The organism is Rhodanobacter thiooxydans, from assembly GCF_030291135.1.
Classification (GTDB): domain Bacteria; phylum Pseudomonadota; class Gammaproteobacteria; order Xanthomonadales; family Rhodanobacteraceae; genus Rhodanobacter; species Rhodanobacter thiooxydans_A.
In genome coordinates this window covers 2851641-2867525 of record NZ_CP127409.1, presented here as the reverse complement: position 1 = coordinate 2867525, position 15885 = coordinate 2851641, and the positions used below count along the sequence as shown (strand labels likewise).

The window sequence follows — 15885 nt, the reverse complement described above, 5'->3', positions numbered from 1 at the left end:
CCACGCTTCGCTGGATGGATATGGCCGCATGCTAGGCTTGCCGCGCCCCACGCTGGATGCCCCCGTGAGTTTGCCCCGTCAGACCGTTGTGGAACAAGCCGCCGCGCCGATGCTGTCCGCGCTGGCGTTCTTTTTCGTGATGACCTCGTACTACATCATCCGGCCAGTCATGGGCCAGCTGAGCGGTGCGGTCGGTTCGCAGTCGCTGCCGCTGTTCTACGGCGCGGTGTTCGTGGTGATGCTGCTGCTGGCGCCGGTGTTCGGCATGCTGGTGGCGCGCTTCCCGCGCAGGCAATTGCTTGGCTGGAGCTACAGCTTCTTCATTTTGTGCCTGCTCGCGTTCGTGCCTGCGTTCATGGCGCAGGATCGCATCGGCGCGCGCGAGCTGGGCGTGCTGTTCTTCGTCTGGGCCAGCGTGTTCAACCTGTTCGTGGTGTCGCTGTTCTGGAGCTTCATGGCGGACATCTTCTCCAGCGGTCAGGCACGGCGGGTGTTTTCGCTGATCGCATTGGGCGGCATGGCTGGCGCGGTCTTTGGTCCGCTGGTGACCAGGCTGCTGGTGCAGCTGATCGGGGTGGCGCCGTTGCTGGTGGTTTCTGCATGCGCGCTGACGCTCTCGCTGGCGCTTTTGCTGCGGCTTTCCGCGCAACACGATCGGCAGTCGGGCAGCGCTGGCGAGGCTGCGATCGGTGGTTCGCTGTGGGCTGGCATCAGGCAGCTCTGGTCGCGCCCCTTCCTGCGTTACATGGCTTTGCTGATGCTGTTCGGCGATGGCATCGGTACGCTGGCCTATGCGCTGGTGGCGGACTATGCCAAGGCGCATTTCACCAGCACGGTCGCGCGCACGCTGTTCTACAGCAATCTCGACCTGGCCACCAATCTGCTCGGTGCGGTGCTGCAGTTGAGCGTGACGCCATGGCTGCTGGTGCGTCGCGGCGCGGGCTGGGGATTGGTGGTCCCGTCGCTGGTGAATCTGGCCTTGCTGGCCGGGGTGGCGCTGATCGGTGGCGGGAGTTTTGCGTTCTTCAGCTACAGCGTGCCGCTGCTGGCGGTGATGCAGGTGATCACGCGCGGCTTCGCCTACGGCATGACCAAGCCGGCGGTGGATGCGCTGTATACGAGGGTGCCGCGCGAGACGCGCTACAAGGGCAAGAACTTCGTGGAAACCGCAGTGTGGCGGTTCGGCGACGTGGTGGTGACCAGCGCAGTGAGCGGCCTGCGCCTGCTGGGCTGGGGCGTGGCCGGCCTGGCCTTGGCCGGTGCCGGCGTTGCCGCGCTGGCCGTCATGGTGTCCCGGCGTGCCGGCTGGTCGCCGGATCTGGCGCCGGACGAGCAGGCGCCCGAGGACAAGACGGCGAAAGCATCGGCTTGAGTCGATGCTTTTCCGAATCCCGAATCCCGAATCTCAACTCGTGATGTAACGCTGCAGGTGCTCGATCTGCTCGGCCTGCGCGTCGATCACCGCCTTGACCAGATCGCCGATCGAGATCACCCCCACCACCTTGCCGTCCTCTACCACCGGCAGGTGGCGGATGCGGCTGTCGGTGCACAGGCGCATGCAGTCGAACACGTCGGTGTCCGGGCCGACGGTCAGCGGGGTGCTGCTCATGATGTCGGACACGGCGGTCTGCGACGAGGAGCGGCCCTGCAGGATCACCTTGCGCGCGTAGTCGCGTTCGGACATGACGCCGACCAGTTGCTCACCGCGCATCACCAGCAGTGCGCCGATCCGGTGTTCGGCCATGTGCTTGATCGCCTCGAGTACCGGCGCATCCGGTGCAATGCTGTAGATCGCGTTGCCCTTGCCCTGCAGCAGATGTTTGACCTGGCTCATGCTTGGGTCTCCCAGCGGCCCGGGCGGGCCGTCCGGGACGAGTCTAACGCCGCCATTGCGACGACGTGTAGTGAAGTTGTGAACCCGCCGCGCGGCGGTCAGCGAGTCGTGTGCGGTGGCGCGTGGCCTTCGATGTAGGCGGGTCCGCCGAGTCGGGACATCTGCCGCTGGATCCACTCGGTGCGACGTTGCACGTAGGCGCTGGGCCGGTCCGCATGCAGGCGCCGCGGGCTGGGCAGCACCGCGGCCAGGCGGGCGGCCTGGGCCGGACCGAGCTGCGCCGGCACGGTGTGGAAGTACGCCTCGCTGGCCGCGCCCACGCCATAGACGCCGTTGCCCAGCTCGGCGATGTTCATGTACACCTCGAGGATGCGCCGCTTCGGCCAGGTCAGCTCGATCAGCACGGTGAAGTACGCCTCCAGCCCCTTGCGCACGAAGCTGCGGCCGTTCCACAGGAACAGGTTCTTGGCGGTCTGCTGGCTGATCGTGCTGGCGCCGCGCAGGCGCTTGCCGTCGTCGGCCGCGTCGAGCGCGTCCTGGATGGAGTCGAGGTCGAAGCCGTGGTGGTAGGGGAACTTCTGGTCCTCGCCGGCCACCATCGCCAGCGGCACCCAGCTCGACACCTGCGTCCACGGCACCCAGTGCTGGCGCAGGTGGAAATCCTTCTCGCCATGGATCCATGCGCCGAGCTGGCGCTCCATCATCACCGCCGACGTCCACGGCGGCACGAAGCGCAGCACCAGCACCACCAGCCAGCTCAGCGCCAGCCATGCGAGCAGCAGGATCGCCAGCGAGCGCAGCAAACGGGCCAGCATGGGGCGGCGGGACAGAACGGGCATGGCGGTACGCGCAGGGAGATGCGGGCAGTATAAGGGGCGTTGTTCCGGCGCTGCGGCGTCCCCATCTGTTGCGCCTGACTTCAACGAGAACATCCGCCGTGGAAAACCTGCCTGTCAAAGACGTGCTGCACCGCTTCCTGCTGGAGCGCGCCGGGGTGCGCGGCACCCTGGTACGACTGGGGCCGGCCTGGCGCGAAGTGGCCGACCGCGCCAGCTACCCGTCGGCGCTGCACGCCTTGCTGGGCGAGGCGCTGGCCGCCAGCGCGCTGCTGACCGGCAACATCAAGCTGGACGGCGCGCTGTCGATCGAGCTGAAAAGCGCCGGTGCGCTGCGCTTGCTGTTCGCCGAGTGCAGCGACCAGGGCCGTCTGCGCGGACTGGCGCGCTGGAACGAGCCGTTGCCCGAACCGCTGGCGCTGGATGTGCTGGCCGACGCGATCATGGCCATCACCATCGGCAACGTGGACCGCGGCCAGCGTTACCAGGGCCTGGTCGACCTGCAGCACGCTGACCTGGCCGGTTCGCTGGAAGACTATTTCGTGCAGTCCGAACAGTTGCCGGCGCGGATCCTGCTGGCCGCCGACGGCGAGCATGCAGTAGGTCTGATGCTGCAGAAGATGCCGGGCGAGGGCGGCCGCGATGCCGTGCAGGACGACGATGCGTGGAATCGCGTGGTGCACCTGACCGCCACCCTGGGCGCGCAGGAACTGCTGGCCAGCGCGCCGGAGCAACTGCTGTACCGGCTCTACCACGAGGAGTCGGTGCGCCTGTTCGAGCCGCGTCCGCTGGCCTTTGGCTGCAGCTGCAGCCGCGAGCGGGTAAGCGCGATGCTGCGTTCGCTCGGTCGCGACGAAGTCGAGGCGGCGCTGGCTGCGCGCAACGACGAGATCGAGGTGATCTGCGAGTTCTGCGCGCAGCGCTACCACTTCGACCGCATCGATGCCGAGCACCTGCTCAGCGAAAGTGCAGCGCCGGCCGCGCCGGATACGGCGCAGTGACGCAAGGCGGTTCGCTCAAGCCAACAGCAGCGGCTTGTCCGCGCCGAGCCAGGTGCTGGCCGGCTGCGCCTCGGCGAACAGGAAGCCCTGGCCGTAGCGGCAGCCGACGCGCAGCAGCGCCTGCCGCTGCGATTCTTCCTCGATGCCTTCGGCGATCACCTTCATCCGCAGCGAATCGGCCAGCACCTGGATCGCGCGCACCAGTGCCAGGCCTTGCGTCTCGGCGTCGTCCGGCGGCAGCTCGGTGATGAAGGAACGGTCGATCTTCAGCGTCTCGAACGGGTACTGGTGCAGGTAGCTGAGCGAGGAATAGCCGGTGCCGAAGTCGTCCAGCGCGATGCCGACGCCGTGGCTGCGCAGGTTCTGCAGCATCTGCTTGACCTGGGTCGGGTTCTCCAGCAGCGCGTGCTCGGTGACCTCGATGCGGATGCAGCGTGTCGGCACGGCGTACTGGTCGAACAACGCCAGCAGCCGCTGGTCCAGGTCGGCGGAGCGGAAGTGCCGGCCGGAGACGTTGATGCTGATGAAGCCCTCGGTGCCGATCAGCCGCACGGCCTGGGTGCAGACCTGCTCGAAGATCTGCCAGTCGATCGCCTCGGCACAGCCGCATTCCTCGGCGATCAGCAGGAAATCGTGCGGCGGCAGCAGGCCGCGCTCGGGGTGATGCCAGCGCAGCAGCGCCTCGTAGCCGGCGACGCGGCCGTCGGCCAGCTCCACGATCGGCTGGTAGAACGGTTCGAACTCGTTGCGACTGAGCGCGTGGCGCAGGTCGCTCTCCATGTCCAGCAGCGACAGCGCCTCGCGGCGCAGGCGGTCGTCGAACATCGCCGCGCGGTGGCGACCGCCGTCCTTCGCGTTGTACATCGCGGCATCGGCATCGCGCAGCAGTTCCTCGGGCTGGCGGTAATGCGGGCCGGACAGCGCGATGCCGATCGAGGCGGAAGTGAAGATCTCCTTGGTGCCGAGCCGGAACGGCGTCTGCAGTTCGCTGATGATGCGCTCGGCGATCAGCGTCGCCTTGTGGGTATCGACGATGCCTTCCAGCAGCACCGCGAACTCGTCGCCGCCCAGGCGCGCGACCACGTCGCGCGTCTTCAGGCAGGCACGGATGCGGCCGCCGACCTGGAACAGCAGGTCGTCGCCGACCAGATGGCCGACCGAGTCGTTGATCACCTTGAAACGGTCCAGGTCGATGAACAGCACGGCGAACTGCTCGACCGGGTTCGCGCTGTAGCGCTGCATCGCCTGCTCCAGTCGCTGCAGCAGCAGAGTGCGGTTCGGCAGGCCGGTCAGCGAGTCGTGCAGGGTTTCGTACTTCAGCCGGCGTTCGACGCGCTCGCGCTCGGCGATCTGTTCGCGCAGGTCGCGGTTGGCCAGCGCCAGCGCGCGGGTGCGTTCGGTGACGCGGCGCTCCAGCCCGGCGTAGGCGTGTTTCAGCGATGTCGCCGCCTGCTTGCGCTGCAGCGCGTTGGCGATGTGGTAGCTGACGAAGGTCAGCAGTTCCTGGTCGCGCTCGTTGTAGGTGTGCTCGGGCGAGTAGCTTTGCAGCGCCAGCACGCCCATCGCCTTGCCGCCCCAGATCAGCGGCACGCCGAGCCAGCACACCGAGGGTGCGCCGAAGCGGCTGATCTCGCCCTCTGCACTGAGTCGGTCGATCTCCTCCGGCGTGGCCAGCAGCGGCTTGGCGTGGCGCAGCACGTATTCGGTGGCTCCGCGGCCGTGCGCGCGCGGCAGGCGCACGCTGTCCACGTCGTCCACCGAGTAGGGGAAGGTGAGGTAGCCGTTCTCGTCGTCGACCAACGCGATGTAGAAGTTGCGCGCGTACAGCAGGCCGCTGATCACCTGGTGCATCGCCGCGTAGAATTTTTCCAGGCTGTCCGAGGTGTTGGCCAGCTCGGCGATGCGGAACAGCGCCGCCTGCAGGCGTTCGCCGCGCTGGCGCTGCAGCACCTGCTGGCGCAGCACGCGATTTGCCTCGCGCAGCGCGGCGGTGCGGTCGGTCACCCGGCGGCCCAGCTCGAGGTGTGCCTCGCGTCGCTCCAGCGCGGTCTGCACATGCTGGGCCACGTAGTTCAGCAGTTCCAGGTCGTGATGCGAGTAATGGGTGTCGGCGCGATAGCTCTGCATCACGATGCCGCCGACGACGTGACCGCCGCGTAGCAGCGGTGCGCCCAGCCAGTACTCGCAAGTGGGGCCGATCGGGACGAAGTGGTCGCCGAACTGCTGCTTCAGCTCCTCGAATGAACCCATCAGCGGCCGGCCTTCCTGCAGCAGGTTCCAGGTGAGGCTGTGCAGCATGTCGTGCAACGGCAGGTTCTGCTCCGGCGGCGGCGGATCGGTATCGGCGATGTCGACGTAATAGGGAAAGCGAACCGTGTCGGTGGCTGCGTCGTACAGCACGATGTAGAAATTTTCCGCGTACATCAGGCTGCTGACGATGGCATGCAGCGAGCGCATCATCTCGGGCATGTCGTGCTCGGCGCCGGCCTGCTCGGCGATCGCGTAGAGCGCGCGCTGCAGCCGCTCGGCCTGTGCCAGCCGCGAGATCGCCTCGTACAGGCGGCTGGTCTCGGCCAGCTGGCGCAGGCGGATATCGGCCAGCCGGCCCAGCCAGTCCAGCCGGTCGCGCACGACCTCGGGCAGCGGCAGGTCGGCCCATTCGAGGATCAGGGTGCGTGGGCCTTGCGGATCCTCGGCCAGATCCATCTGCCCGGCCAGCGGAGCGGGCAGCTCGTCCATGCGCCGCCAGCGCAAGCGACCGTGGACTCCGAAATTGCCCAACAGGAGCTCGCAGACTTCCATCACGCCGGCGGCGTCGGGGGCCTCGAACAGCCGCTCGACCGCCGTGTGCATGGCCGCAAGATCCCGAACCACCGTCGGTGGCTGGGATGAACGGATCGTCGGTGTGGCGCTCATTGGGGCTGCGACTGCTTCCGGGGCGACCAGGCTGGATCGACGTGGCGTGTCTTTATATCGTGGAAGTCTGCTCCCTCGCCAGTTTTCCGGGTGGGAACCCGCGCAGGATGGAGTGGTCCGAATCAGGATCGGATGCTGCCATTCTGTGCGTTGAAACAGGTTCTCGGGGTGTTAGTAAAACGTAAAACGGTTTATACTGAAGGCCAAGTATCCTCCATCGAGCGAGTCATCGGTCCATCGCCATGCGCCGCCTGCCTGCCCTGCTGCTGATCCTCCTGCTGCCGCTTGCCGCGGCCGGGCAGTCTGTGGATGGCGACAACGGCATGGCGGAGCGCCTGCTGGCGCAGCCGCCGGATCAGACCGCCGAGGTCGAGCCGGGTGTGGTGGTGCCTTTGTGGCGCGGTGCCGATGGCCGCCTGCTGGCGCTCAAGGCCGATCGCAGCACCGGTGCGGAGGCCCTGCGCAAGAATGCGCCGCTGGCACTGCGCGTTGTGGATGCCTCCACGGTAATGACGACCGGCGTGGAATACGGGTTGGGGCCGCGGCTGCAGGCGCATGCGGAAGTCAGCGAGCGTGCGTGGACGAATCCGGGCCTGCGCGTGCAGGGCAGCGAAGTGGGCGCCACCTACGACGCCGGTCGCTACAGCGTCGGCGTCAGCGTCGGCACCAACACCACACCGGATCGGCGCAACGTGCTGCCGCGCGTGCTGCCGGGCGCCGCGCCGGGCGTGGATGGATTGTCCAGCTTCGACAGCAGCGCCCAGCTCAATGCGCATGGCCGGCTGGCCCTGGGCAGCAAGAGCGGCATCGACCTGGGCGCCAGCGTGGGCCGCATCCACCTGCTGCCGGGCAACCTGCTTGGCGTGGACACGCTGGACCAGAAGGCGCTGAGCTTCGGCGTCGACCACGGCCCGCTGAGTGGCGTGCTGATCGGCCGCACGATGCAGCCACAGGCCGGCATACCGGGCGGTCTCAACGCCGACCGGCGCTGGAACAGCATCGACCTGGGCGTGACCTGGCGCCTGCCGTGGCGCGGCTCGCTGAGCGTCGGTGCGCAGAACCTGTGGTCGTCCGGCACCCCGGCGAATACGCCGGCAGGTCCGGAGCCGGATCAGTCGCGTACGCCGTACGTGCAGTATCACCAGGATCTCTGACCGGTTTTCCAAAAGCCGGATGCATGAAAACGCCGTCGCCTAGCGACGGCGTTTTTCGTTCCGCAGGAGAACGTTCAATCCTGTTTGCGCACGCGCAGGTCGCCGCTGAAGGTCTCGATGCTGATCTTGCCGGCACCGTCGCCGAGGTGGACGTCCAGCGAGCTGCCGGGGCCGTGCTCGGGTTTCTTCGCGTTGCCGAAATCGCTGCGCAGGTCGCCGCTGAAGCTGCTGGCGTGCAGGCTGGCGGAGGTGTTGGCGGGCAGCTGAACCTGCACATTGCCGCTCATGCTGTCGATGCCGATGCTGCCGGCGGCTGCCAGCGCGCCGCCGAGCTGCACGTCGCCGGATACCGTGCTGAGCGTGAGCTTCTGCCATGGCCCGCCGTGGGCCTGGATCCGGCCGGAGATGGTCTGCAGCGTGACGCTGCGGCCCAGTGCGGGAGCAAGGATGTCGCCGCTGACGGTCTGCAGCTCGGCCTGCCCGGCGTGCCCGGCCTGCTCGATGCCACCGCTGACGCTGTCCACCTTCAGCGAGGGCGTGCGGGCGTTGATACGAGCCTTGCCACTAACCGTATTGACCTGGATGCTGCCGCCCTCCATGCCGTCGATGACCAGCGGTGCGCTGACCACGTCGACGTCGAGCGAGGCGGCCTTGGGGACGCGCAGTTCCAGCGTGGTCGGCGCCATCCTGCTGTCGCCGCCCCAGTTGAACCAGCCGGAGCCGCCCTGCGGTTCCACCTTGATTGCCAGGTCGCCGTTGCTGCCAGTGATCACCAGCGGCCTAGCGCCGTCGCCGAGCCGGCCGCTGACCTGCACCTCGTTGCGATCCCAGGCGGTCACGGTCACCGTGCCGGCGACATTGCCGATGCTGATGCGGGCGGTCGGGGTGGCGTCGTGATGCAGCTGGATCGGCGTGTCGGCCAGGGCCTGGCCGATGCACAAGCACAGCAGCAGGGGAAGGTAGCGGGTGGTTTTCATGGTCGTTCCTGGTGGTATCAGCCGGCCCGGGTGGCCAGCTGGCGCAATTGCGCCTGTTGCTGTTCGGTGCGGTCGAGCAGGCGTTGCAGCGCGGGGGAGTCCGGTGCCTGCTGGAGTGCCAGCTGCAGTTCCATCCGGGCGGCATCCAGTTCGATCGCGGCGCCGGCAAGGCGCGGGTCGGACGGCTTCCAGCGGGTGGAGGAGGCCGTGTTGTCGGCGACCGGTATGGCCGTCGGTGCGTGCAGCAGGCGCCAGCCGATGCCGCCGGCGAGCAGCAGCGAGGCGGCGAGACCGGTGGCGACCAGCCCGCGCCGGTGGCGCACCGGTCGTGGCGCGTGCGCGGATGCCTGCGTGCGTTCGGCGGCGTCCAGTGCGGCGTCGATCGAGGCCCACAGATCGCGCTGCGGTGCGAGTGGCTGGCGCAGGTCGCGCAGCTGGCGGCGCCATTCGAATTCGTTCATGCGCTTTCTCCCAATACCTTGCGCAGCAGGCCGCGGGCGCGGTGCAGTTGCGCTTTCGAGGTGCCGACGGCCATGTCCAGTTCGGCCGCGATCTCTTCGTGCTTCCAGCCTTCGATGTCGTGCAGCACCAGCACGGCGCGCGCGCGTGGCGGCAGCTTGCCGACGGCCCGTTCCAGTTCCTCCCGCTCGGCGGCGCAGAACGGTGTTTCGGCGGAATCCGGCAGGTGTTCGTCGTCGAGCATGCTGACCGGGTTGGCGCCGCGGGCGCGGATATCCATCAGTGCCACGTTCACCGCCAGCCGGTACAGCCAGGTGCCGAACGCGCTTTCGTGGCGGAAGTCGGGCAGTTTCTGCCAAGCGCGGACGAACGCATCCTGGGTGAGGTCCTCGGCGCGGGCGAGGTCGTAGCCGGCGAGTCGGTACACCGCGCCGTGCACGCGGCCCACGTGCAGCCGGTACAGTCGCTGGAACGCGTGGCGGTCGCCGGCAGCCGCGGCGCGCACGTCATCGCTGTCGTTGGCTCCCGCTGAGGCAGGCGACATGGTGCTTCCAGGGGCAGGACAGGCGGCGCTCATCTTGCCAGCTTGGATGCGGCGTGGCGCGAAAGGGTTTGAAGCCGTGCGGGCAGGCCGTGGCGGCCTGCCCGCATCAAGATCGCCTCAGGAGGCGGCGGCTTCGCGGCGCGGCTGGTCGCTGGCGGCATCCAGCGCGTCGGCCACGCGCTGCTGTTCCCGGCGCAGGCGTTCGGGCAGGCGTGGAGCGAAGCCGTCCAGGTATTCGCCGATGGCGGACAGCTCGGCCTGCCAGCCGGCGAGGTCCACGTCGAGCAGCTCGTCGAGCCGGGCGCGGTCGAGCCTGAGTCCGTCCAGCTTCAGCTCGCCCTCGCCGGGCAGGATGCCGATCGGCGTCTCGACGCCGCTGACGCGGCCTTCGGCGCGGTCGATCATCCATTCCAGCACGCGCAGGTTGTCACCGAAGCCGGGCCACAGGAACTTGCCGTCGGCGCCCTTGCGGAACCAGTTGACGTGGAACACCTTCGGCAACTTGACACCGGGCCGGTCGAACGACAGCCAGTGCGCGAAGTAGTCGCCGTAGTGGTAGCCGCAGAACGGCTTCATCGCCATCGAGTCGCGGCGCAGCACGCCGACCGCGCCGGTGGCGGCGGCGGTGGTTTCCGAACCCATCGCCGCGCCCATCAGCACGCCGTGGCTCCAGTCGCGCGCCTCCATCACCAGCGGCAGCAGCGACGGCCGACGACCGCCGAACACGATCGCGCTGATCGGCACACCTTGCGCGGCTTCGGCCATCTCCGACCAAGTCGGGCATTGCTTCGCACTGACCGTGAAGCGGGAATTGGGATGCGCGGCCGGGCCATTGGCCGGGTCGTACGGACGGCCCTGCCAGTCGGTGACCGGCGTGCCGGGCAGGCCTTCCCACCACGGCTGGTTGTCGGCGGTGACGGCGACGTTGGTGAAGATGGTGTCGTGCGAGATGCTCTGCATCGCGTTGTGATTGGTGCTGTCGCTGGTGCCCGGCGCCACGCCGAAGAAGCCGGCTTCCGGGTTGATCGCGTACAGCCGTCCATCCGCGCCGGGGCGCATCCAGCAAATGTCGTCGCCGACCGTCCATACCTTCCAGCCGTCGCGCAGGTAGCCTTCCGGCGGAATCAGCATCGACAGGTTGGTCTTGCCGCAGGCGGACGGGAACGCGGCGGCGACGTAGTGGGTCTCGCCCCGCGGGTTCTCGATGCCGACGATCAGCATGTGTTCGGCCAGCCAGCCTTCGCTGCGTGCCTGGTTCGACGCGATGCGCAAGGCATGGCATTTCTTGCCGAGCAACGCGTTGCCGCCGTAGCCGGAGCCGTAGGACTTGATCGACAGCTCGGCCGGGAAGTGCATGATCCAGCGTCGCTCGGGGTCGAGCTCGCCCCTGGAATGCAGACCCTTGACGAAGTGGCCTTCACGTTCGATACGCGCCTGCGCGGCGGCGCCCATGCGGGTCATGATCTTCATGTTGGCGACCACGTACGGGCTGTCGGTGATCTCCACGCCGCAGCGCGCCAGCGGCGAGTCGATCGGACCCATGCAGTACGGGATCACGTACAGGGTGCGACCTTCCATGCAACCGTCGAACAGCGCGTCGATCTTCGCGTGCGCCTCGGCCGGGTCCATCCAGTGGTTGTTCGGGCCGGCGTCTTCCTTGTTCGGGTGGCAGACCAGGGTGAGGTGCTCGACGCGGGCCACGTCGGTGGGGTGGGAGCGGTGCAGGTAGCAACCCGGATGGGTCTGCTGGTTCAGTTCGAGCAGGGTGCCGTCGGCCAGCATCTGCTGCACCAAAGCCTGGTATTCGGCATCCGAGCCGTCGCACCAGTGGATCTGCGCGGGGCGGGTCAGCGCCGCCACCTGGTTGACCCACTGTTCGAGCGCTTCCAGCTTGCTGGCCATCGTGTCCCCTTGAGGCTTTCAGAAAAAGTGATCGGAAACGGTAGTTTGCGTGCACTGGTATTGCAAGGTTCGATGCAGCAAAAACGGCGCCAGATGGCGCCGTTCGAGGACTTGCCGCGGTTTTTCTCAGGCCGGAATCAGGGTCGCGATCATGTGCTCGACATAGGCGTCGAACTCTTCGAGATTCAGCCGCGGCAGTCCGAGGGTGAAGTTGAGCTGCAGGAAACCGACGTAGGCGGCATAGGTCAGGCGGGCCCGGTTCAAGGCCTGCGGCGGCGGCAGGCCGGACTCGCGGTAGGCCGTGGTCAGGAATTCCATACGCCGCTGCGACACGCGCGCCATCACCGGCACCACCTGCGGGTGATCCAGCGCCTTCAGCAGTGCAGCGTAAACCCGGTGCGGCTGCAGCTCGTGCGCGACGCGGCGGAACAGTTCGGGCAGGCGCTTGCGCGGGTCGCTGATCTGTTCGATCTGGCCCAGCACCTCGCGCTCGCCGTACTGCTCCCAGCGCTCCAGCGCGGCATGCAGCAGGGCTTCACGGGTACGGAAATGCCAGTAGAAACTGCCCTTGGTCACGCCCAGCTGGCGCGCCAGGGCCTCCACGGCCAGTGCGCCGACGCCGTGTTCGGCAATCATCTGCAGGGCGGCAAGTTCCCAATCCTCGGCTGACAGCCGGGTGCGTTCTGGCTTGCTACTGACATTCATGCACGTATGGTAACGATCCCCCGTGCATTTGTAATGTGGTGCGCCCGATCTGCTTGAAACAGCGGCGTATTTCCGGATTCGGCAGCGATCGGGGGCGGGACGGTTGACGACGCTCCATGGAGCAATCCATACTCATCCGTATGGTAAGTGATTCCCATGCTTCATCTTCGAGCAGTCGCTTCCCCGTCGCCGACCTGAGTCTGGCGGTGCAGACGCGTTGCCCCGGCGGCAGCCCGGCGCTGCTGTTCGCGCATGGTTTCGGCCAGACCCGCGGCGCTTGGGGCGGTGCAGCTGCGGCGCTGGCGCAGGCAGGTTGCCGCTGCGTCACCTTCGACGCGCGTGGCCACGGCGAGAGCGACTGGATGGCGGCTGGCGCGGATTCCGCAAGCGGTTACCACATGGACCAGTTTGCCGACGACCTGCTGCGCCTGGCCGCGGCACAGCCGCAGCCGCCGATCCTGGTCGGCGCCTCGATGGGTGGCCTGCTCGGCATCGTGCTGGCCGGTGAAACGCGGCCGGCACCGTTCCGCGCGCTGGTGCTGGTCGACATCACGCCGCGCTGGGAAACCGCCGGGGTGGAACGCATCCTCGCCTTCATGCAGGCGCACCCGGACGGCTTCGCGAACTACGCCGACGCGGCCGAGCAGATCGCCGCCTACCTGCCGCAGCGGCGCGAACGCAAGAGCGAGCAGCAGCTGCGTCCGCTGTTGCGCGAAGGTGCCGACGGTCGCTTGCGCTGGCACTGGGACCCGGCCCTGCTGGCGGGCGACCTGGTGCAGGAAAGCGAGCGCTACCAGCCGCGCCTGCAGGCGGCCGCGACGAAGATCGACGTGCCCGTGCTGTTGCTCTCGGGCGCGCGCAGCGACGTGGTGTCGCGCTCCACCGTCGACGAATTCCTGCAGCTGGTGCCGCACGCGCAGCATGTCGAGTTGCCGCACGCCACGCACATGGTGGCGGGCGATGCGAATGATGCCTTCACGCGCGAAGTCGTGCGCTTCGTGCAGAGTCTTGCTCCATTACCCGCCAGCCGGCGCGTCGCCGGCGCCGCTCCATCGCCATGAGGTGTTGAGATGTCCGTGATACTGACCCTGCTGGCGGCGCTGATTGCCTCCGGTGCCTGCGCCTACCACCGCAGCAGCCTGCGCACCTGGGCGATCGTCACCATCGTCGCCACACTGGTGGTCGGCCTGATCGTGCACGCGCCGTGGACAATGGTGATTTTGCTGATCGTCGAACTGGTAATCGCGCTGCCGCTGCTGCTGGTGGACTTCCGCCGCAAGCAGATCAGCCTGCCGCTGTTGAAGCTGTTCGCCAAGGTCACGCCGAAGCTGTCCGAGACCGAGCAGACCGCGCTGGAGGCCGGCACCGTCGGTTTCGAGGGCGAGCTGTTCTCCGGCAAGCCGGACTGGCACGAGCTGCTGAAGCAGCCCAAGCCCGAACTTTCGGTGGAGGAGCAGGCCTTCATGGACGGCCCGGTGGAACAGCTGTGCGCGATGATCGACGACTGGCAGATCACCCACGAGCTGGCTGACCTGCCGCCGAACGTGTGGGCGTTCATCAAGAAGAACCGCTTCTTCGGCATGATCATCCCGAAGCAGTACGGCGGCCTGCAGTTCTCCGCGCTGGCGCATTCGGCGGTGCTGCAGAAACTGTCCACCATGTCGGCGACGGTGTCCTCCACCGTGGCCGTGCCAAACTCGCTGGGTCCAGCCGAACTGCTCTTGCACTACGGCTCGGAAGAACAGAAGAACCACTACCTGCCGCGCCTGGCGGTGGGCGAGGAGATTCCCTGTTTCGCGCTGACCGGCCCATACGCCGGTTCCGACGCCACCTCGATCCCCGACGTCGGCATCGTTTGCAAGCAGATCGTCGACGGTGTCGAGACGCTCGGTATCAGGCTCAGCTTCGACAAGCGCTATATCACGCTGGCGCCGGTCGCCACCGTGGTCGGCCTGGCCTTCCGCATGTTCGACCCGGAGCACCTGCTAGGCGACAAGGAAGACCTCGGCATCACGCTGGCGCTACTGCCGCGCTCGACGCCGGGGCTGGAGATCGGCCGCCGCCACTTCCCGCTGAACATCCCGTTCCAGAACGGGCCGGTGCGCGGCAAGGACGTGTTCGCGCCGCTGTCGGTGCTGATCGGCGGGCCGCACATGGCCGGCCACGGTTGGCGCATGCTGGTCGAATGCCTGTCGGTGGGCCGCGCGATCTCGCTGCCGTCCAACGCCACCGGTGGCATGCGCGCCTCGGCGCTGGCCACCGGCGCGTACGCGCGCATGCGCAAGCAGTTTGGCCTGGCGGTGGCCCGCTTCGAGGGCGTCGAGGAAGCACTGGCGCGCATCGGCGGCCTCACCTACGCCACCGCCGCGCTGTCGCGCGCCACGGCGGCGGCGGTCGATCGCGGCGAGAAGCCGGCGGTGCCGTCGGCGATCGCCAAGTACCACGCCACCGAGTGGGCGCGGCAGATCGCCAGCGACACCATGGACGTACACGGCGGCAAGGCGGTGCAGCTGGGTCCGAAGAACTACGCCGGGCGTGGCTGGTCGGCGGTGCCGATCGCGATCACGGTGGAGGGCGCCAACATCATGACGCGCAGCCTGATGATCTTCGGCCAGGGCGCGATCCGCTGCCATCCCTACGTGCTGAAGGAAATGCAGGCGTTGTCGATCGCCGACCGCGGCGAGCAGCTGAAGACGTTCGACCGGCTGCTGTTCGGCCACATCGGCTTCGGCATCTCCAACGCGGTGCGCAGCTTCGCGATGGGACTGGCCGGGTCGCGCATTGGCGAGACTGCCGGCGATGCCTATACGCGTCGTTACTACCGCAAGTTGAACCGCTACTCCGCGGCGCTGGCGTTGTGCGCCGACGTGTTCATGGGTGTGCTCGGCGGCAAGCTGAAGTTCAAGGAAAAACTTTCCGCACGCCTGGGCGACGTGCTGAGCTACCTGTACATCGCCGGCAGCATGCTCAAGCAGTACGAGGACAACGGCCGGCCGGAGGCGGATCGCCCGTTCCTGGCCTGGGGTTTCCATGAGTGCATGTGGCTGATCCAGAACGCGCTGGATGGCGCGATCCGCAACTTCCCGGTGCGTCCGGTGGCGTGGCTGCTGCGCGCGCTGGTGTTCCCGCTGGGCCGGCGCGAGGTGCCGCCGTCCGACCGCCTGGGCCGCCGCGTGGCCGCGCTGCTCACCGCGCCGAACGAAGCGCTCGACCGCCTCACCGACTGGGTCTACACCACGCCCACGGCGAACAACACGATCGGCCGCATGAAGGCGCTGCTGCCCGACGTGATCGCCGCCGAGCCGGTCGACCGCAAGTTCGGCAAGGCGCTGAAGGCCGGCCAGTTCGCCTCGCACGACTACCTGGGCCAGCTCGCCGAGGCGCAGCAGGCCGGGGTGATTTCCGAAGCCGAGGCGGACCTGCTCAAGCGCGTGCGCGAGGGCGTGTTCGAGTTCATCTCGGTGGACGACTTCGATACCGACGAGCTGCGCGCGTTCAAGACGCGGGCGGATGCCGCGTAAATCGACCGACCGGCCCGCCTTGCGGGCCGGTTCTTT

The 15885-nt window shown here is 67.8% G+C and carries 13 protein-coding genes; 5 read left to right on the top strand and 8 right to left on the bottom strand.

All coding sequences use genetic code 11. The features are described from left to right. Window positions 1-109: 109 nt before the first annotated feature. Window positions 110-1372 (top strand): NTP/NDP exchange transporter, encoded by a 1263-nt coding sequence (locus QQA13_RS13225; RefSeq protein WP_108470515.1) that lies wholly within the window; start codon window positions 110-112, stop codon window positions 1370-1372. A 33-nt stretch (window positions 1373-1405) separates the two neighbouring features. On the opposite strand, the gene QQA13_RS13220 is transcribed toward QQA13_RS13225, so the two are convergent. Both QQA13_RS13220 and mtgA read right to left on the bottom strand, forming a co-directional pair. Beyond that, a complete protein-coding gene (locus QQA13_RS13220) occupies window positions 1406-1834 on the bottom strand; it encodes a CBS domain-containing protein (RefSeq protein WP_108470459.1) in 429 nt (142 codons plus the stop codon). A gap of 98 nt (window positions 1835-1932) precedes the next feature. After that, window positions 1933-2673, bottom strand: coding sequence for a monofunctional biosynthetic peptidoglycan transglycosylase (gene mtgA / locus QQA13_RS13215; protein ID WP_108470460.1), 741 nt, complete (start codon window positions 2671-2673; stop codon window positions 1933-1935). Between the two features lie 98 nt (window positions 2674-2771). Between mtgA and QQA13_RS13210 the strand changes: the two genes are divergently transcribed. Next, on the top strand, window positions 2772-3671 hold the full coding sequence (locus tag QQA13_RS13210; RefSeq protein ID WP_108470461.1) for an Hsp33 family molecular chaperone HslO: 900 nt from the start codon (window positions 2772-2774) through the stop codon (window positions 3669-3671). 15 nt (window positions 3672-3686) lie between these two features. On the opposite strand, the gene QQA13_RS13205 is transcribed toward QQA13_RS13210, so the two are convergent. Next, window positions 3687-6587 (bottom strand): bifunctional diguanylate cyclase/phosphodiesterase, encoded by a 2901-nt coding sequence (locus QQA13_RS13205; RefSeq protein ID WP_108470462.1) that lies wholly within the window; start codon window positions 6585-6587, stop codon window positions 3687-3689. A 242-nt stretch (window positions 6588-6829) separates the two neighbouring features. Between QQA13_RS13205 and QQA13_RS13200 the strand changes: the two genes are divergently transcribed. Beyond that, a complete protein-coding gene (locus QQA13_RS13200; protein WP_108470463.1) occupies window positions 6830-7741 on the top strand; it encodes a hypothetical protein in 912 nt (303 codons plus the stop codon). Window positions 7742-7815: 74 nt separating this feature from the next. On the opposite strand, the gene QQA13_RS13195 is transcribed toward QQA13_RS13200, so the two are convergent. From QQA13_RS13195 to QQA13_RS13175, 5 genes are all read right to left on the bottom strand, one after another. Further along, complete coding sequence (locus tag QQA13_RS13195; RefSeq protein WP_108470464.1) at window positions 7816-8718, bottom strand: DUF4097 family beta strand repeat-containing protein; 903 nt, start codon at window positions 8716-8718, stop codon at window positions 7816-7818. 17 nt (window positions 8719-8735) lie between these two features. Beyond that, entirely contained in the window at window positions 8736-9179 is a 444-nt protein-coding gene (locus QQA13_RS13190; protein ID WP_108470465.1) for a hypothetical protein, read from the bottom strand. Beyond that, window positions 9176-9721 (bottom strand): RNA polymerase sigma factor, encoded by a 546-nt coding sequence (locus QQA13_RS13185; RefSeq protein WP_108470466.1) that lies wholly within the window; start codon window positions 9719-9721, stop codon window positions 9176-9178. The genes QQA13_RS13190 and QQA13_RS13185 overlap by 4 nt, the downstream gene beginning before the upstream one ends. A gap of 117 nt (window positions 9722-9838) precedes the next feature. Continuing rightward, window positions 9839-11623 carry a phosphoenolpyruvate carboxykinase (GTP) gene (locus QQA13_RS13180; RefSeq protein ID WP_108470467.1) on the bottom strand — a complete coding sequence of 595 codons (1785 nt, stop codon included), beginning with the start codon at window positions 11621-11623 and terminating at the stop codon, window positions 9839-9841. A 126-nt stretch (window positions 11624-11749) separates the two neighbouring features. Next, on the bottom strand, window positions 11750-12328 hold the full coding sequence (locus tag QQA13_RS13175) for a TetR/AcrR family transcriptional regulator (RefSeq protein WP_108470468.1): 579 nt from the start codon (window positions 12326-12328) through the stop codon (window positions 11750-11752). A gap of 140 nt (window positions 12329-12468) precedes the next feature. On the opposite strand from QQA13_RS13175, the gene QQA13_RS13170 reads away from it, so the two are divergent. Together QQA13_RS13170 and QQA13_RS13165 are read left to right on the top strand one after the other, a co-directional pair. Further along, the gene (locus QQA13_RS13170) at window positions 12469-13389 is read left to right on the top strand and encodes an alpha/beta fold hydrolase (RefSeq protein ID WP_108470469.1); all 921 of its coding nucleotides are present in this window, start codon (window positions 12469-12471) and stop codon (window positions 13387-13389) included. A 9-nt stretch (window positions 13390-13398) separates the two neighbouring features. Beyond that, complete coding sequence (locus QQA13_RS13165; RefSeq protein ID WP_108470470.1) at window positions 13399-15849, top strand: acyl-CoA dehydrogenase; 2451 nt, start codon at window positions 13399-13401, stop codon at window positions 15847-15849. Window positions 15850-15885: the final 36 nt, after the last annotated feature.